The sequence below is a fragment of the Pantoea sp. GCM10028869 genome, from assembly GCF_042666835.1.
Taxonomy (GTDB): domain Bacteria; phylum Pseudomonadota; class Gammaproteobacteria; order Enterobacterales; family Enterobacteriaceae; genus Pantoea; species Pantoea leporis.
Window position 1 is genome coordinate 94,097 of the sequence record NZ_JBHTGO010000002.1, and the last position, 18,390, is coordinate 112,486.

An 18,390-nucleotide genomic window follows, 5' to 3' on the forward strand; every position below is an offset into this window, starting at 1 on the left:
AGGAATAACCTTAAGTCAAATTTAATGCGGCAAATATTAATTGGAGCGTGAGAAAAATGCACAAAGATCCCTCAATAATAGTTAATGTGAACCTGCGTGAAGCCCGGTTAAAAAAGAAGGTTCGAGAACATTTGCAATCATTGGGATTTACAAAATCTGATGCAGGAGCGCTACAGGCCCCAGGAAACACGAAAGAGGTAATCAGGACCCTTCATAGCGCTCAGCGGGCTGAGCGACTTGCTGCAAACCAAAATTTCATAGCAGTCAAGTCCTCAAAATTATTGAAATTTTTTGCATCTGGTCAGGACGTTATTCCTGACAAGATATTGCCTGTTCTTGAGCGGGTGTCATCAGGAACTTGGCAAGGCGATCTGTTTAGATTAGCGGCATTAACTTGGTCTGTGCCGGTTTCAAACGGATTTGGAAGGCGTCTCCGATACCTTGTTTGGGATGAAAGTAATGGAAAATTGATAGGGTTAATTGCTATTGGTGACCCCGTTTTCAATCTTGCCGTCAGGGATAGATTGATTGGTTGGAGTACAGAGGATAGAAGCTCAAGACTTGTTAATGTGATGGATGCGTATGTGCTTGGCGCACTTCCACCTTATAATTTTCTGCTTGGAGGAAAACTTATAGCTTGCCTACTTCGTAGTCGCGAGTTATATGATGACTTTGCAAGAGTGTATGGCAACAGTGTGGGGGTTATATCTCAAAAGAAGAAGAGAGCCCGTCTTTTAGCAATTACAACTACATCATCGATGGGGCGATCTTCTGTATATAACAGATTAAAACTTGATGGAATTCAGTATATGGAACCTATTGGTTATACTGGCGGTTGGGGGCATTTTCACATACCTGATAGCTTGTTTATTGAATTACGTGATTACCTGCGTGACATGGATCATCGCTATGCAGATCACCATATGTTTGGGAATGGTCCCAACTGGCGTCTACGAACGATGAAGGCGGCTTTAAATGCGCTAGGATTTAGGGATGATATGATGAAACATGGAATCCAACGCGAAGTATTTATCAGTCAGTTAGCTGATAATGCAACTAATATTCTGCAAACGGGTAGAGGTAAACCAGATCTTACATCATTGCTTTCTGCGAAAGACATCGCTGAGCGAGCTATGGAGAGGTGGATGATTCCTCGATCAATACGCAAAACTGAGTATCGTTCTTGGAATTCAGATTATCTTTTTGATTTTATTGATAATGATTGGTTGAGCTTGGAAGTGGAAACTGATAAAAAAAAGACTATTAGTTAACCTTTGGTGGGGGAAAGGGTAATGGACTACGCCATTAACGAGGCTAATGGGATGTTAGTATCGGCTTCTCGAGCATTGAGATATAGTCGGTATATATGCCCAGTTTGTAAAAAAGGAGTTAGTCTCCGACGGGGGAAAATAATACCTCCTTATTTTGCCCATTTTCGCGGATATGGCACACTCGACTGTGAAAATTTTGTCCCTGCGCATTTGTCCTTCACTATAAAAGAAAATATCAACGATATTGTAAAGCGGCGTATGGAGCTGCGTTTGTTGATCTCCACTGCCAAAAAGATTCGAGAATGGTCATTAGAGCTAGCATTACCCACTTGTAAATTATGTCAAGCTAAGGTCATTCTTGACGTAGGGGGAAGATCTCAAACGATTGATATGAGAGGTATGGTAACGCGCCGTCAGATTAGTGCTGAGCTCTCAGCTAGACCATATCGTATAGTATCTTTTTCTGGTAATCCTGATCCTGAGTTTGTTACAGAAGTGGAAAGGGAATGTCCGGGACTACCCTCAGTAGGAGCTGCTGTATTCACCGCAATGGGAGGTGGGGCATCGAACGGATTTCCTCTGGCGCAGGAATTAAGATGCACTGAAACCTTCGCTTTCCTTTGGCGAGAGCCTGAAAGTCCCGGATTTCCTGATGAATTAGACATTGATAGTCTAGTTAGTAGGCAAGGATGGAATTTAGCCATTGTGACAATACCTGAAACTCTTTCCCCAGAGAGCATTTCATGGCTTAACTCCTTCACACGTCTTCCAATTATTCCTGCAAAAGCTTCTATTACAGCTATTTGGCCATTCCTAACTCAAGACATTAGTATTAATCAGGTCGAGTGCATTCATTCCAATTTCTTACTATTGTCTGCGAATATGATTTCGACAACACCCAATGAACCTGGGCCGACAATGTGTGCTCAAGGGGCCTCTTCTGTAATCTCAGCGATTGGAGTAGAAAAATCACCGGCATTATTTACTCTTACCCCCGATAATAGTGACATAGTAGGAGTATCAGCTTCAAATGATCAAAATATTAAAAAATATTATTCTTTTTTTACTAATGAGGTTAAAAATCATAAATATCCTTCAGTTGATTTAGTTTATACAAAAAAAAATGGTGTGAGAGAAATAGTCTCATTGCATCAGAGAAGGTGTGTTGAACTTACAAAGGAAGCTCGACTGTTAGGTTATAAGTTAGAGTACTTGTCTATGCCTTCTGGGGCCGAAGGGACGGCCAAAATACAGGGAAAAAAAGAGAGTAGTCGCATCAATCTTTTCTCAAGTAATCATGTGGCTCCTCATGATAGCAATATGAGGTTGCTACGTTCTGATGCCTTTTCTAAGTTATCTCAATGCTTATCTGATGTGAATTATAATCTGGATATTGATTTTAAAGGACTAGGGACATTACATCTTACTGGCTTTAATAACCTTGGGAAAGATATTGTCGTAAGTAATGCAATATCATCGAGCCTACGTCTTCGTATATTGAGTTTCATATTGCAGATGCAATCAATTAATATTGAAATTTTCATGGTTAATGATTCTAAATTACTTGAAGTATTGGAAAAATTAAACCCTAAAAAACACCTATTACCCCATTATCGAGCATTGGTAAAAGAAGTTATTGCCAGTGGATTTGAATTTAATCGCTTTAGATAAGGTGCCTTTTCATGAGTTACCAATATAGCCAAGAGGCAAAGGAGAGAGTCCGTAAGTTAGGACAGTCCGATATTATTGATTTTATTGGGGAGGTTCCTATTGCCCTTCGACGCAAGGTATACAGCCTTATGCCTAAAGTTCCTGGGTTCAGAGTAGGCCAACCATTAGAAATAAAAGAGAAGCAGAAGCGTCTCATTGGATACATGTTTCAGACTCATTCCTCTTCTGAGGAGACATATGCATGGAAAAGTTTTGCTCTTTTTTGGAAACTATGGGCAGAAGAAAAAATAGGTAAGCCATTTACAATATGTGAAGAGAAGGGGGTTGAACCTGGTACTGGCTTGATTTTTATTAAGGAACTTGCAGATACCTTTCCTAATGTGTCAAGAGAGGATGTTGAACGTCTTTATTCTTTTAGCGGGTTTACTAATGATTCAAAAATTACAGCAGCATTTGAGTTTTTTCGGCCAGCGAGGATACTTGCTCGTGATAATGCACTCGATGCTCTTCCCATTAGATTAGATGAGCTAGAAGAGCGTATTGAACTAGAAAAATATATTATTGAAGATAATGAAAGTAGTATTAAATCACTCAAATCAGCAACTAGTTCACTTGCCTCAGAGTTAAAAAAATATGCAAAGAATAATGAAATTAATCTAAATTCGCTCATTGATTTGAAAAATACAATAGAAAAAGAGGTGAAAAGAAATGATAAGGTAAATAAGGCCGTCGATGAACTATTCATTTCTAAGAAGGATATATATTTAAATTTAGAAAAAATCATAATTAAAAATAACACCTATGATTCAGTTATAGATGAATTTTACGAGTATGGCAAAGCTCTAGATTGTATAAATAACAAGATTGTTGAGATTCAAAATTCATTAGAGAGTATTTATGAAAAAGAACGCAATAACGCTGTTATTGATAATAATGAGACTTATAAATTACTCACTGAAAGAATTGATATCCTTGACTCTAATTTCGAAAAAAAAAGTTCGGGTTTGATTTATTCCCAATGCAATGAAATTCATGAAAATAAAACCATTGAGTCGGTTGAACATATATCAACTCACGAAGAAGCGTTTAATATTATTTCATCAAATCTTCAATCTGTTGGTCTGAATAAAGAATCATCTAGAGATGTAGCTAGATTAGTACTTGCTGCATTTATTTCAGGTCAGATAGTTCAATTGTGCGGTTCTCTAGCCGATATAGTAGCTGATGCGATTGCTTCTGCTGTAGGAGCTCCTCTCTATCATGAATGGAGAGTTCCAGTAGGACTTATTTCTGATGCTACTGCTTTTGATTTTGTTCAGTCTGCAGCCAATTCGTCACATTGCCTAGTTTTGAAAGGTGCTAACCTTTCAGCATTTGAAATATATGGCACTGCAATTAGAGATATTGTGGCTCAGCGTCAAATATACCCAACAGATTATGATCATCTTGCACTGATTGCTACCTGGAAACAAGGTCATGCTGTATTTCCTGACGGTGGAATGTTAGCTGAGTTAGGTCCAGTAATTGATACAGATACATTAAAACTTCGTGGCGTCTCTGTTATTTTGCCAAAGTTAAAACTCGGGGTTTTTTCAAAGGGAAAATGGTCTGAAATTGAAGGTATACAATCAGATGTGACTAGAGAGGATATCAGTGAGTTGAGAGATTTATTGGAAGAATCTGACTTTGATGGCGGTAATTTATGGAAAAGAATGATCAGCCGTTTTTATATATCGCTCATAAGTATTCCTGATGGAAATTCAACTTATGATCTTTATTCTGTTTTATTCTATTATACCTTGCCTTGGGCTCGTGTCAAAAATGGGCCAGTTGAAAAAATTACAAGTATTGCTGAGCGTGAGTTAACAGGACGTGGTGAAAAGTTATCTGCGTGAGAGGAATGGCATGGAATGGACGGCAGTATCACGAGAAGAATCTCTTAAAATAATTTCGGCTGCGATAAAATGCCAACTTTCTAGTGAAGGATTGAGAATTTCAATCATATCTGAGTGTTTGAGAAGTGTATTGTACCAATATTCTGTATCTGATATTAAGGATACTAGAGTAGCTGTAGCCTCGCTTCGCCTCACTAATGCAGTAAGGCGAAAGCTAGCGCCGTTATGGCCAGACGTTTTAGATTGTAGCAATGTCATTTATCCTGGGGCTTTGGCAGTGCTTGAAAGTATGGCCGAATTAGGTGACATGATTAGGTTAGAGGGCGGTAAATGGTTGACTGCACCTTTGCATGCTATCCGTGTTGATAATGATATGGCCATTTTGCTTGGTGGAGATCCTGCATATGCTCTTCCAATAGGCATGGATGTAAAAACTATTGGTAGAGTAAGACTAGTCGAACAAAGAGCTTGCAAAGGAATAGTAGAACTATGGGATGCAAATGAGTGGATAGGAGCTCCACTTGAGAGTCATGAAATATGGATGTCAAATCTGTTTTCGCATACATGCTCTCGATTAACGGATGTTCCTAATAATATCGGAGATGTAACTGTATATTTGAAAGGTCGTTGGTTTAAGTTGTCGGAAATATCTTATTGTGAAAAAATTATATTGTTATGCAGGCTCTCTATTGGTACCCGTTTCTCATATTTTTTGGGGGAGTTCGTGGATGGGGAACTATCGAGGATGAGTTCTTTGGAGTCATCTGATGATGCTAGGAGATTACGCTTCTATCAGGATATGCGGGAAAATTGTTCATTGAAAATAAAAATAAATAAAGATAATGGACTAATAAGAATGAAACTGGTTAGACCATTGCCAAGAAGAGAGTCAAAGGTGCTTATGCTTGGCTGGCGTGAGTCAGTCCATAAATATGAGCCCTCTTGGATAGCACACTATGTATTTCCTGAGGAAGTATTACCGATAGTGCGTTGTAGTTTTGAAGGACTCGGAATTGTTTTAGTTAATGAATCTAAATGACGGAATAAATTATGATTGATAAAAATAAAGTATCTGATCGTTCTGGCATACATGAGACAGTGAGAAGTCTAACCGATAATTTGCGGCAATATATTGAAGCGCAATATCATATTCGTGATGAAGGCCTAATCGATGAACGTCGGGCTCTACTTCAGAAAGACGAAACAATTGCACAAGTTCCGTATATTGAAGCAACACCAGTTTATGAATCTGGAATAACATATAGTAAATTACCTATTCCTAAAGTTGCACGTGATATTTTGACTCAGTTATCGGAAATGGGAGTTGGTCTTTACCCACGCCCTTATCAACATCAATCTCAAGCACTTACTTCATTTCTTGGGGATGAAAAATCAGATTTAGTCATAGCCACGGGTACCGGCTCCGGTAAAACGGAAAGTTTCTTGATGCCTATCATCGGTAATTTGGCGATTGAGGCAACTGAAAGACCTAAGTCTGCATCTATGCCAGGTTGTAGAGCTATTTTGCTATACCCGATGAATGCATTAGTAAATGATCAGTTAGCTCGTATTAGGCGTCTTTTTGGTGATTCAGAGGCATCTAAAGTGCTTATGGCTGGAAGAGGCTTTCCTGTACGCTTTGGCGGATATACTGGAAGAACTCCTTACCCAGGGCGCCGAAGTTCTAAACGAGACGAACAGTACATTAAGCCATTATTCGAAGAGTTTTATAATAAGATTGCAGACAATGCTCCTGTGCGAGAGGCACTTGAAAAAATTGGTCGTTGGCCAAGTAAAGACTTAAATACTTTTTATGGGCTAGGTTTATCCCAGACAAAGACTTACAAATCAGGTAAAAATAAAGGGAAGCAATATGTTTCAAACAATTGGAGTGAGAGATTAATTACACAATCAGGGGATCGTGAATTAATGACTAGGCATGAGATCCAGGATAGATGCCCAGAGTTGTTGATAACCAACTATTCCATGCTTGAATATATGTTGATGCGACCAATTGAGCGTAACATTTTTGAACAGACAAGAGATTGGCTTAAAGCTGACGATAAGAATGAACTTATTCTCGTGCTTGATGAGGCACATATGTATCGAGGTGCAGGGGGAGCCGAAGTAGCGCTTCTCATTCGCCGCCTTTGTGCTCGTTTGAATATCCCTCGAGAACGAATGCGTTGTATTTTAACTAGCGCAAGCCTTGGATCTATCGAGGATGGTGAGAATTTTGCACAAGATTTAACTGGGTTGTCAGAAACATCCTCAAGGAAATTTCGAATAATTGAAGGTGCACGGGAAGTAAGAACACCCGCTCGAATGGTTTCCCAAAAAGAACTTAAAGCGCTGGCTGAATTTAATCTTAATTCATTTCATAACGTAGCTAACAATATTCATTCTGCTCTAAGCGAAATAGATATTTTTGCTGAAAAAATCGGTTGGGATAAACCAATAATAAAAGATCATAACACGTTACGGAATTGGTTGTTTGAAAAACTTACCGGTTTTGAGCCACTTGAAAATCTAATTGAAAGCGTTTCTGGAAAAGCAGTGAGATTGAATTTTCTAAGTGAAAAAATTTTCCCTAATTTCCCTCAAGAAACGGCAATACGTGCTCTAGATTCACTGCTTGCATTGGGCTGCTATGCTCAACGAAGCTCTGATAATAGAGTGCTGATTCCTACTCGTATGCATCTTTTTTTTAGGGGGTTACCTGGTCTTTATTCCTGCATTGATCCCGAATGTAATCAACGGCTAGCAAATCACAGTAAGCCTACAATACTTGGACGCTTGCATACGAAACCGTTAGATCATTGTACATGTTCATCAAAAGGGCGGATCTATGAATTACTTACCCATCGTGATTGTGGTGCGGCATTTATTCGTGGGTATGTAGATGCGGAAATGAATTTTGTATGGCATCAACCTAATGGACCATTATCTGAGGAAGGAAGTATAGATTTAGTTTCTCTAGAGATTTTAGTTGAGGAAAATCCACACCCCAATAGTGAATATCAAGATCGGTGGCTACATATCGAAACAGGGCGTCTTTTTAAACAATGCCCTAATAATAGCTTAGGGTATCGTAAGGTATTTATACCAGACAGATTTAAGCCGGGCACAGATATAACATTCGATGAGTGTCCGGTTTGTATGCGTAAGACAAGAGGTGAAACTGATGAACTCTCAAAGATTATGGATCATGTGACCAAAGGTGAGGCCCCTTTTACTACATTAGTTCGAACGCAGATGTCGCGTCAGCCTGATAGCCGTCCAACGGATATTGCACACCCAAATGGTGGAAAAAAAGTACTCATTTTTTCTGACGGCCGCCAAAAAGCAGCTAGATTAGCGCGTGATATTCCGAGAGACATAGAACTTGATTTATTCAGACAATCCATTGCACTCGCTTGCTCTAAGCTGAAAGATATTACTAAAGAGCCTAGGCCAACACCTATTCTTTACCTCGCTTTCCTATCAGTTCTATCTGAACATGATTTACTCATTTTTGATGGAGAGGATTCTCGGAAGGTTGTAATGGCTCGTACTGAGTTTGAGCGAGACTATGCTAGTGATCTAGCAGAGGCCTTTGATGATGATTTTAGACCAAAGGATCCGCCGTCTCGGTACAAAATGGCGTTGCTTAAACTTTTATGTGGCAACTACTATTCACTTTCAGGAACTACTGTAGGGTTCGTCGAACCGCTTCCGGCAAAAAAAGAAAGAATATGGAAGGAAGTCCAGGGGGAAAATATTAAGATCGAAAAAAGTGATATGAATGCCTTGGCTATTGCTTGGATTGATACATTACTCACTGAATTTTCTTTTGATGATTCTATTGATTCAGCTTTACGCTGCAAAGCAGCTGGTTTCTATAAGCCAAATTGGGGGAGTAAGGGGCAATTTGGAAAGTCCTTGAGAAAAGCACTAAAGCTTCATCCGGCTATGGATGAATCCGCAGTAAATAAATTGGAAGAAATCTTCCGTAATCAATTGGCATCTGGAAAAGATGAAGAGTGGTATCTTTCACCAAATTCTCTTCGCTTACAAATTGATCTTTCACATATATGGATGCAGTGTCCAGATTGTACGGCACTTATGCCATTAGTTTTGGGCAAATCCACTTGTCTTGCCTGTGGTAGTAACAATGTTAAATCAGTTGATCCGTTAGAAAGCAATTATATCAAAGCTAGAAAAGGATTTTGGCGTTCACCAGTAGAGGATGCTTTGATTTCCCATTCAAGGCTTCTAAACCTTAATGTTGAAGAGCATACAGCACAGCTATCACATAGAGATCGAGCTAGTGTTCATGCAACTACTGAACTCTATGAACTCCGATTTCAGGATGTTCTAATTAAAAATTCTGATAGGCCTATCGACGTTCTTAGTTGTACAACTACTATGGAGGTAGGTGTTGATATTGGCTCTTTGGTTGCTGTAGCACTAAGGAATGTTCCACCACAACGCGAAAATTATCAGCAACGAGCAGGTCGTGCTGGTCGTCGAGGTGCTTCTGTTTCTACGGTCGTGACATATTCTCAAAATGGTCCTCATGACAGTTATTATTTTCTTAATCCTGAGTACATCGTCGCAGGTGCTCCTAGAACGCCTGAAGTGAAAGTTAATAATCCCAAAATAGCCAGAAGGCACGTACATTCATTTTTGATTCAGACATTTTTCCATGAAAAAATGGAACAGGGTGTTAATAGCCCTAGTGAAAAAACATCTATATTGGAAAAATCGCTTGGCACTACTAGCGATTTTTTCCACGGAGCAAAGGATACTGGCCTAAATTTGGATTGTTTCGAACGCTGGGTAGAGGATCGGATACTATCCGAGAGTGGTGATCTGAGAGCGAGTGTTGAGAGATGGCTTCCTTCAGTTCTTGAGACTAACGGACTTTCTCTCGGTGAGTGGTTATCTACTGTCTCAAAAGAGTTTTTAAACCAGCTTCATAGCTTAGCTGAAAACGTGCCACTACCAGTTGTTCTTTTGGAGCAAGAGAGTGATGATGATATTGAAGAAAAATTTGAGCAAAAAGAGTTGCTTGAATTCTTATTTTATCATGGTCTATTACCGAGTTATGCTTTTCCTACGAGCCTCTGTAGTTTCTTGGTAGAAAAGATCGAAAAAAGTTCCAGAGGAACTTATGAGGTTCGTACGGTGCAACAACCGCAGCAATCAATTTCACAGGCTCTTAGTGAATACGCACCGGGAAGGCTAATTGTCATTGATAGGAAGACATATCGTTCAGGTGGAGTTTTTTCCAATTCTTCGAGAGGAGAAATTAATAGAGCGAAAGTATTATTCGAAAAATCTAAAAAATTTGTTCATTGTGATAAATGTTCTTTTGTTCGAGATCCTCATAAGTCTCAGAATGATAATAATGTTTGCCCAATTTGCGAAGGTATTCTCAAAGAAGAGATAATGATTCAGCCCGAGGTATTTGGAGCTGAAAATGCCAGAGAACTGAATGAGGATGATAGAGAACAAGAAATTACTTATGCAACAGTAGCTCAGTATCCTCAGCCCGTTGATCCTGAAGATTTTGAATTCAGAACCGGTGGGGCGCATATCCTTTTTACCCATGCAATTAACCAGAAATTGGTAACGGTGAATAGGGGGAAAAATGATGGTCAATCCAGTGGTTTCTCCGTATGTACTGAGTGTGGTGCTGCTTCAGTTTTTGATTCCTACTCCCCAGTAAAAGGGCCGCATAAAAGGCCTTATAGATATAATGAAACCAAAGAGACACCGCCACAATGTTCTGGTGAATATAAACGTGTTTTTCTTGGGCATGATTTCCGTACTGATCTGCTTTTACTAAGGTTAACTGTTAATTCACCACTTGTAACTGACACTTCAAATGTGATTGTGCTTAGAATGTACGAGGACGCGTTATACTCCATCGCTGAAGCACTTCGACTCGCAGCTAGCCGCCATAAACAGTTAGATCTCGACCCGGCCGAGTTCGGCTCTGGTTTCAGGATTTTACCTGTTGAGGCAGAAGACGCTCAGACGTTAGATCTTTTTCTTTATGATACTTTATCTGGCGGTGCTGGTTATGCTGAGGTCGCTGCTTCTAACTTGGACGAAATACTTATAGCAACACTCGATTTACTCGAAGGTTGTGAGTGTGACACTTCCTGTACAGAGTGTTTGAATCATTTCCATAATCAGCACATCCAGAGTCGCCTTGATAGAAAACTAGCTGCTTCTTTGCTCCGTTATGCAATATACGGTGAAGTGCCGAGTTGTTCCTCAAATGATATTCAGGTGGAAAAACTGTCGCAGTTAAGGGCGAGCTTAGAGCTAGATGGTTTTCAATGTTTAGAGGATGGGGCCCTAAACGTGCCTTTGGTCGTTTCCTTAAATGGCCATTCTGTAGCTTTGGGAAGCTATCCTGGCCTGATCGACAGACCTGAGTTTGAGCATGGTGTTTGTAATTGCAAAAAAGTCGATGATCATTTGGCGTTGAACGAATATCTTCTCCGTTCAAATCTTCCTCAAGCACATCTCAAAGTTAGAAAATTGTTACGATAACCACAATATTAAGTGCCTCTTAACTTCGTGGGGGCACTTAGAAATTAAAGTTGAGAAGTTAATTGTTGAGTTTATTTCTTCCATTTATTCACTCTCGATGTTTGTATTATTTAACATTACTTTCTCGCAGCTTTCCCACTTTGATTCGCACCGTTTCCGGCAACGCACTCAGATTATCCTCCCTCAACCCCAGCATCATATTGCATCCGCTGAACAACCCGGCATCGCCCAGCCGCGGCATTGGCAGCAATCTAGTGGGAATCGTCAGCCAAAACCGCAAATCATAGTCACAGCCCAGATACGTGCGCAGTAGCGCCATCACATCCTGCCTGAGCTGTCCGTCAGGCATCCAACCCTTTGCCTCGTCAGGATCGTCTGTTGAAAGCTCAACCCGTGAGCAGTAATCTGCCACACGGGTTTCATCGCCCAGTATCGGATTCTGATCAAGCGTCATGCCGCTGCGCATTGAAAGTTGGGCACGTTTAGCCACCGGCATCGTCACCGGATGGTGTGCGAAAACCTCAACTTTGGTGTTTGGTGCCTGGCTGCGTATAACCGCAGCGATGCCTTCAGCTGTGTGCGTGGTATGCAGCAGCGGTTTAAGTATCGCCAGCAGGCGTGATGACGGCTGGTCGGCGCTGTGGGCAATGCCGGTTAGCGCCATCAGGCTTTGCGACACCCTATCGGTACCGCCCGGCTCAAAGGTGGCCGGATAGCTATATTTGCGCCAGATGCGGTAAAACTGCGTCATCAACCGATGATTGAAGATATCCAGAAACGCCGCCATTGCATCAGCGCCGTCCCGCCCCTGGTTGATGTCGTCAATGATGCTGGTGGGCAGCGGGGAATCGACGCCGTACAAGCCGAAGAAATTGGTTCTGACTGTTGGCGGCGCATCCGGATTATCAGTATCAATTTCCGTGCGTTTTAGCTCCCCGGCGGGAAAGCCCAGATGCGGATTAGGACGAAAGCGCACCGGATCACTCTCAGGCGTGCGGCCCGTGCCAAGACGGCTGCCGGTCGTCTGCTCCAGCAACTGGCAGAAGCGGTAAAAGTTGTACTGCGCGGTCTGGTCATTGCCGTTATTGTCCAGCCAGAACGGTTTTTTGTTGTTTTCGCTCACATCAGCACCCTGTCAATGCGGCGCTCCGGCCAGGCCCATTCGGTGCCCGAAGCGGTCAGCAGCACCGTCAGCTGGATAAAGCGCACCACGCTGGCGTACTGCGTCAGGAACTGCTCCAGCAGCTCGCAGAACAGGCGGGCATCGCCGGTGCCGCTGAACTGGGTTTCATCGAGCGCAACGCGAATACGCACCCCGTGCCAGTGATACGAGGCGTTATAGTCCTGACGCCAGCTGACGTGACGAATACCGCTGATGCGACGGCGGTTGTTATCGTCATTACTCCAGTCAAACAGCGCCAGCACGGCTCGAAGGTTTTCAGCATCGTTAATCATCTGGCTCAGGGCGCGCGGATGCAGCAGCGACATCATATGCCACGGAAATAATTGCGTGGTTGGTGGGTAATAAGGCATAGAAGGGGGATGACGCGTTATGCACTGCAATGTCAGGTTGCCGGTTACCGCGCTTCCATCAAATACGGCTTTCTCCAGCGCCATACGCGGATAGTTACCATTGGTGCAGGTGATGTTCATAAACAGCGTGGCATCATCCTCGCCCCGATCGGTCTCGCTTGCATCGCCACCCAACATCAGCAAGGTTTCATAAAGACCGCTGACACCACGCCAGATGCGCGTATGGAAATATCGCTCCGGCCAGGACTCTTTGCGTTGCAGCATGCCCCCTTTTTGCCGGAAGTGCCGATACGGTACATAACGGCGCTTATCCAGTGTTTCGCTGGCGGCAACTTCATCAACACTGTAAATCTCAGTGTGCCGATCGCGCAGTCGATGCGGACGCAGACGATAATCGAGCACCGCAGGCTTCACCTTCAGCGGCTCGGCGTTCAGCGTAAACAGGTTAATCATCGGCACGCAGTGAATGCGCAGCGCGTCTGCCGGCAGGGAAATATCATGTGGAAGCGGCTGACTAAGGTGAATATCGAGCATCACTTCCCGACAGCTTTCGTCGAAAGGCAGCGTGTTGAGCCCCGATAGAGTAAAGAAGGCGTAGCGAGCCGGAAAACTGAAATATTCCAGCAGCGGGCGCACTTCACCACAGAGTGCAGGACTGTCGCTTTCCGGCCAGACCGGACGCCAGTGCTGCTGCCAGCGGGCACGGATGTCGCCACTAAATGGCTGCGGATCGGGGTAATCACTCTGCGGCAGGCGTAAAGTAATGTTGCGCAGATGACGGGTCAGCGCATGGTATAGCAGCGACTGCACTGGGCGATCTCCGTTGATATAAAGCGGAATATCACTGAGATCGACCTGGCTCGTATCGGCCTGAGGGCTGAGTGTAAACCGCAGGGAGATCATCTGGTGTCCATCGGGATGGAAGGGCGTCGTTATCTCGCCCAGCGTCAGCGGATGCAATTTCAACGCATCGGTCGTGCGATAAGGGCAGCACAGGCCAGTGATATCCATCGGTCGGGTCAGCAGCGTTGTACCTTCCGGCAGCACCGCATCACGTACCTGAGCGACGCTATCGGGCGTAAGTTCCACCACAGACATTGATGGCAGCGTGCGGTTCACCGCGGGCAGCAGATGCCCGAGCAGCGGCTCCGTCAGCTCCGGAATATCGTCATCAATCTTACGACGCATCTGCGCCATCATCAGCGAGAAGCCCTGAAACAGCTGCTCGACCGAGTCGTCCATCTTCAGAGATTTGCCGTCTACGCCCAGTCGCCGTCCCGCCTCCGGATGCTGCTCCGCAAACTCCTGCGCAGCAGCTTTCAGATAACGCATTTCGCTGTCGAAATATTTCAGAAAATCATGGTCGTTCATGGTTCACCTACTCAACCAGCGTGAGTGCCAGATAACTCACTGAGCAGAGTGAAACCAACCACAGCACCAGCAGTGAGATCATTGCCCGGTAAAACATGACTCTTGTTCCGTGCAGGCGATCTGCCAGTGAACGCGGGCGGGCAAATTTTTTCGGCCATAGCTGCGCCATGCCCCGGTCAAATTCAGCAAGGTCGTCTTCGTTGTTGAGCAATGCGAAGAGCCGTTCATCGAGCCATAAACGCCAGCAGTAGTAGTGTGTGATGAAGAACAACACCATTAACGGCAGGCTCAGCGCGAAGTAGAAAAGGCTGAGTATCAGCGCCAACGGCGGCAGTGTCAGCGCGGCAAAGTAGCGCCAGCTTGCCAGATGAATTTGCACAATTCGGTTGGTCATCATGATGTCTGACATAGCTGTTCCTTGCTGAAGGCTTCGAGGATTGCAATGTGTGCAGGGGTGAGAACAATCTGCGGGCGTCGGGACTTAATGAGTTCAATGGTCTGAACGACAGAAACTGCATGTCCTTCCGCCAGCAGCCACGCCGCAATCACCGTGGCACTGCGCGATAAACCCAGCGCGCAGCAAACCAACACCTTGTCACTTTCCCGATGCAGTTGCTGGAGCTGTCTTACCGCAGTGCGCAAATGCGCAATGTCGGGCACCAGCAGATCCATGAGTGGATAGGCCTGCCATCGCTGTGCGTTCCGGTTGCCTTTGTGTAATTCTGCGGTGAGATCAAAAACGGCAAAATCCTGCTGCGCTTTGCCCGGGAACCTGCCCAGCGCTACGCCAGCGACAATCTCATTACTTTGCGCGCTATGCCGGGAAAACCAGCGGCGGGAAATCCTCACGCCTGTCAGATAGGGTAAAAGCAGCAGGCGTGCGGAGAGGGGTAAGTTACCGCAACTGCTTTTCTGAAACACCGTCACGCCCAATCCGGCATAGCCCGCAGCCACCGCCAGCAGCGCTATGGCAGGCCACAACAGCAAATGACCACAGGGAATCGCTATCCCCGCCAGTAAAAACAGCATTCCACCCAGGCCGTATTTGCTTGCGAGACGTCGCGCGTGCAGAGTTGGCCGCTGCCAGCGCCATTCTCCTCTAATCGGAATCAGGTAGCTGATGATGACCGCGACCCCAATCCCGCTAATGACATCGATAACATGGTGCTGCCAGGTGGTCAGTACCGAGACAGCAATCAGCAGGAACCAACCGCCCGCAATGATTCTCGCATTGCGATTTAGATGCTGGCGAAAGCGCAGCCAGAGCAGCCAGGTCAGAATAATGTGCAGCGAAGGGGCCTGGTTATAGGGTAAATCAAATTGTTCAAGCTGACGGAACAACCAGCCGAAGGCACCCTGGGTTTCCGGGCGCGTGAAGGTAAACTTCAGCGGGAAAAGTAAAAACGCTGCACACGCCACCAGCGATGCTGCAAGCAGGCGATAGCCGTGACGCATCAGCTCCTGTCTTGATGTGCAGATGAACAGTGAAATACCGTAAAGCAGGTCGATGCTCCAGTAAGGCACGATAGTCCAGGGAACAAATGGAATCGAACGTTCCCAGGCAAACACCAGGCTTTCCACATCATCGCGGGTCGCGGTGAAGGTATTCACCTGCCCGTAGCTGAGAAAAAACAGGGGCCCCAGCCACATCAGCCAGCAAAGCCCCTGTTTCCAGGGGCTAAAAGGGCGTTGTGTCAGCAACGATTCAGTCATGCTATTTTCTTACCGCCAGCGACACGGTAAAGATGCCAAACTCATCGATCAGCTGGTGGCATTTCTCAAATCCAGCGTCTTCGACCAGCGTATCCATCTCTTTCTGGCTGCGTACGCGCATCAACCAGGGAATACCGTTCTGATGGCTGGTTAAGGTCCATGCGATGGTTTTCAACTGCGGATGCCACGGTTGCCCGGTATAAACCAGCACGCCGCCCGGCGGAATGGCCGCTGCCAACCCGGCCAACGATGTTTTGATTAACTGGTTGCTCGGGAACAGTTCATACAGGCCGGAGACAATCCCCAGCGTCGGCGCAGGCGCGAGTGTGGCGAGCGAGTCATAATCAAAGGCATTGCCTTTTTTGAACTGCGCGAGGTGGCCTAATTGACGCGCTTCAATCATCGCCTGGCCTTTCTCCACATTCAGATCGCTGTAATCTCGCAACAAGATGCTTTCAATTCCCGGCTGTTTCTCCAGCGCATCAAGAACGTAGCGGCCATGTCCGGCGGCTATGTCGACTACGCGAATCGGCAAATTGTGCTCTTGCAGTTTTGCTACGGCCTGCGTAATCACCTGTTGGATATTTTCTTTGCGCATGCGAATGCCGCGCCAGCCAATGCTGTTGAGGTACTGCCTGTCGATGATACGGCCAATAATGCCGGTGCCTTCGGGCGTGTTGCGGTAGACATAATCCAGCGTGCTGCCAGAGTCAAAGCCGGTTTCATATCCCAGGCGCATGCCTTTAGACAGTCTGCCAAGGGTTTTCATGCCAAAACTTAATGAAGCGTAGGACATGCCTTGTAGTGAGCAGCGCTTAGGTGGAGCCTGCAACTCACGGTACGCATCAGCGCCCGGACTCCACTGATCTTCATGGCTGTAATCGAAGGTGTAAGGTGCAGCGTGGTAAAGCTGTTCGATAAACGGCTTCATTTTATCGAAGGCAAGCTGGCGATCCTTTTCTCCCAGCGTATCGTGATAAAAACCGGGCAGAATATGCTGCTCTTTGATGGCGCTACGCAGCCCCTGATAGAACTTTTTCTGCGGTTTGGTGTGCACTACAAAATCATCGCCGGAAATCAGCAGCTGTGTTGGAACGGTGATGGCGGCAGAGTCAGCAACAATACGCTCCGCCGTTTTATACAGATCCAGCAGAATATTCACGGCAATCTGACGGGTGATAAATTTATCCTGCTCAAAGCTGCGAATGCGCTCCGGGTCGTGGCTGAGAAATTTCCCTTTGACGTAAGAGTTCACGTAAAACAGACCGCGAATACGTTGCAGCAAAGCCAAACCCGTGCGTGCGAAAGGCACATACAGCTTCACCTTAAACGCTGGCGATGCCAACACCATACCGCGAATTTTTGGCGCGTAATCATGCACCCAGGTAGCAACCAGCACCGCGCCGACGCTTTGCGCAATCACAACAATATCTTCCATGCTCACCTTGGCTTGTTCAGCGACAAAGCGAACAAATTCATCGACGTCCTGCACTGAGCGAGCCAGGCTTGGGCTGTAACCTCGCTCTCCCGGCGAATGTCCGTGTCCACGCGCATCCCAGGCGTAAAAATGGGCATCCGGCATCAGTAACTCATCGACCACATGCTGCAAACGTCCGGAGTGCTCATGCCCGCGATGAAATAGCACAATCACTTTTTTGCTCTGCGCATCCTGCGCGGGCCAGTGGCGAAAATAGAGAGATTCCCCGCCGCTGGTTGAAAAAGCTCCTTCCTGAAATAAACGTGCTTCCTGGCTCATGATGATTTCCTTATGGCTTGCTGTTGTAATTCGACAAAACGATTTAATAACGCGCTTTTAAATTCGGCCTTGTTATCCTGATAACGCAGCGGATCGTCGATATAAATATCGATAAAGAACGGCACCGGTATTTTCTGACCCTTACCCATTGAGCGATCCAGCCCGTGCATATAAACCGGAATGATGGGCACATCCGGGCACTGCTGGCTGAGATGCCACAGGCCAGATTTAATTTCTGACAGTTTCCCCGGCTCGCCGCGCGTGCCTTCCGGAAAAATAATCACAATTTTCTTTTCCGCCAGCGCATCGACGCAGGCCTGCAATGGATTAGCCTGATGCGCTCCGCGATAGACCGGGATGATGCCAATCACCTTGAGCGCAAACCAACCCACCACTTTGTTTTTCAGGAAATAATCAGCGGCAGCCACCGGCTGTACATTCACCAGCGTCGAGAGGGGAAACAATGTGAAGAGCGTCAGCACATCAAGATGGCTGTTGTGGTTTGCCACAATGATCGCCGGGCCTGTTTTCGGTAGCTTCTTGCGGTTGGCCACGGCGACACCCAGCCAGATCCACACCACCGGATAAGCGATGCAAAGGGTAAAGATCCAGCGCAGCATGCGGTTCATGT

At 45.3% G+C, this 18,390-nt stretch carries 11 protein-coding genes; 5 read left to right on the forward strand and 6 right to left on the reverse strand.

The genetic code is table 11. The features are described 5' to 3' along the window. The first annotated feature begins 56 nt into the window (after positions 1 to 56). From druA to druE, 5 genes are read left to right on the forward strand one after another with little or no spacing between them, the layout of a single operon-like run. Entirely contained in the window at positions 57 to 1,271 is a 1,215-nt protein-coding gene (druA, locus tag ACFQW4_RS04640) for a Druantia anti-phage system protein DruA (protein WP_377724109.1), read from the forward strand. Between the two features lie 21 nt (positions 1,272 to 1,292). After that, positions 1,293 to 2,942 carry a hypothetical protein gene (locus ACFQW4_RS04645; RefSeq protein ID WP_377724111.1) on the forward strand — a complete coding sequence of 550 codons (1,650 nt, stop codon included), beginning with the start codon at positions 1,293 to 1,295 and terminating at the stop codon, positions 2,940 to 2,942. 11 nt (positions 2,943 to 2,953) lie between these two features. Beyond that, complete coding sequence (locus ACFQW4_RS04650; RefSeq protein ID WP_377724113.1) at positions 2,954 to 4,837, forward strand: hypothetical protein; 1,884 nt, start codon at positions 2,954 to 2,956, stop codon at positions 4,835 to 4,837. A gap of 10 nt (positions 4,838 to 4,847) precedes the next feature. Then, positions 4,848 to 5,876 (forward strand): hypothetical protein, encoded by a 1,029-nt coding sequence (locus ACFQW4_RS04655; RefSeq protein ID WP_377724115.1) that lies wholly within the window; start codon positions 4,848 to 4,850, stop codon positions 5,874 to 5,876. 11 nt (positions 5,877 to 5,887) lie between these two features. After that, entirely contained in the window at positions 5,888 to 11,386 is a 5,499-nt protein-coding gene (gene druE, locus ACFQW4_RS04660; protein ID WP_377724117.1) for a Druantia anti-phage system protein DruE, read from the forward strand. A gap of 106 nt (positions 11,387 to 11,492) precedes the next feature. On the opposite strand, the gene tssG is transcribed toward druE, so the two are convergent. The 6 genes from tssG to ACFQW4_RS04690 are packed head-to-tail and all read right to left on the reverse strand — an operon-like array spanning position 11,493 to position 18,388. Further along, positions 11,493 to 12,509, reverse strand: coding sequence for a type VI secretion system baseplate subunit TssG (gene tssG, locus ACFQW4_RS04665; RefSeq protein ID WP_377724119.1), 1,017 nt, complete (start codon positions 12,507 to 12,509; stop codon positions 11,493 to 11,495). Beyond that, positions 12,506 to 14,290 (reverse strand): type VI secretion system baseplate subunit TssF, encoded by a 1,785-nt coding sequence (gene tssF / locus ACFQW4_RS04670; protein WP_377724121.1) that lies wholly within the window; start codon positions 14,288 to 14,290, stop codon positions 12,506 to 12,508. Before tssF ends, tssG begins: the two co-directional genes overlap by 4 nt. Positions 14,291 to 14,297: 7 nt before the next feature. Beyond that, positions 14,298 to 14,699, reverse strand: a complete 402-nt coding sequence (locus ACFQW4_RS04675; protein ID WP_377724123.1) for a hypothetical protein — start codon at positions 14,697 to 14,699, stop codon at positions 14,298 to 14,300. Next, entirely contained in the window at positions 14,684 to 16,003 is a 1,320-nt protein-coding gene (locus ACFQW4_RS04680; RefSeq protein ID WP_377724125.1) for a phosphatase PAP2/dual specificity phosphatase family protein, read from the reverse strand. The genes ACFQW4_RS04675 and ACFQW4_RS04680 overlap by 16 nt, the downstream gene beginning before the upstream one ends. 1 nt (position 16,004) lies before the next feature. Beyond that, positions 16,005 to 17,759: a bifunctional alpha/beta hydrolase/class I SAM-dependent methyltransferase gene (locus ACFQW4_RS04685; RefSeq protein WP_377724127.1), complete on the reverse strand. Its 1,755-nt coding sequence runs from the start codon at positions 17,757 to 17,759 to the stop codon at positions 16,005 to 16,007. After that, positions 17,756 to 18,388, reverse strand: a complete 633-nt coding sequence (locus tag ACFQW4_RS04690; RefSeq protein WP_008103789.1) for a lysophospholipid acyltransferase family protein — start codon at positions 18,386 to 18,388, stop codon at positions 17,756 to 17,758. Before ACFQW4_RS04690 ends, ACFQW4_RS04685 begins: the two co-directional genes overlap by 4 nt. Positions 18,389 to 18,390 lie beyond the last annotated feature (2 nt).

Bases quoted from the DNA above. Each gene is read 5' to 3' on its own strand.
- ACFQW4_RS04680 (WP_377724125.1), bottom strand. From the start codon at position 16,003: ATGACTGAATCGTTGCTGACACAACGCCCTTTTAGCCCCTGGAAACAG.
- ACFQW4_RS04675 (WP_377724123.1), bottom strand. From the start codon at position 14,699: ATGTCAGACATCATGATGACCAACCGAATTGTGCAAATTCATCTGGCA.
- ACFQW4_RS04650 (WP_377724113.1), top strand. From the start codon at position 2,954: ATGAGTTACCAATATAGCCAAGAGGCAAAGGAGAGAGTCCGTAAGTTA.
- ACFQW4_RS04685 (WP_377724127.1), bottom strand. From the start codon at position 17,759: ATGAGCCAGGAAGCACGTTTATTTCAGGAAGGAGCTTTTTCAACCAGC.
- tssF (WP_377724121.1), bottom strand. From the start codon at position 14,290: ATGAACGACCATGATTTTCTGAAATATTTCGACAGCGAAATGCGTTAT.
- ACFQW4_RS04690 (WP_008103789.1), bottom strand. From the start codon at position 18,388: ATGAACCGCATGCTGCGCTGGATCTTTACCCTTTGCATCGCTTATCCG.
- druA (WP_377724109.1), top strand. From the start codon at position 57: ATGCACAAAGATCCCTCAATAATAGTTAATGTGAACCTGCGTGAAGCC.
- ACFQW4_RS04655 (WP_377724115.1), top strand. From the start codon at position 4,848: ATGGAATGGACGGCAGTATCACGAGAAGAATCTCTTAAAATAATTTCG.
- druE (WP_377724117.1), top strand. From the start codon at position 5,888: ATGATTGATAAAAATAAAGTATCTGATCGTTCTGGCATACATGAGACA.
- ACFQW4_RS04645 (WP_377724111.1), top strand. From the start codon at position 1,293: ATGGACTACGCCATTAACGAGGCTAATGGGATGTTAGTATCGGCTTCT.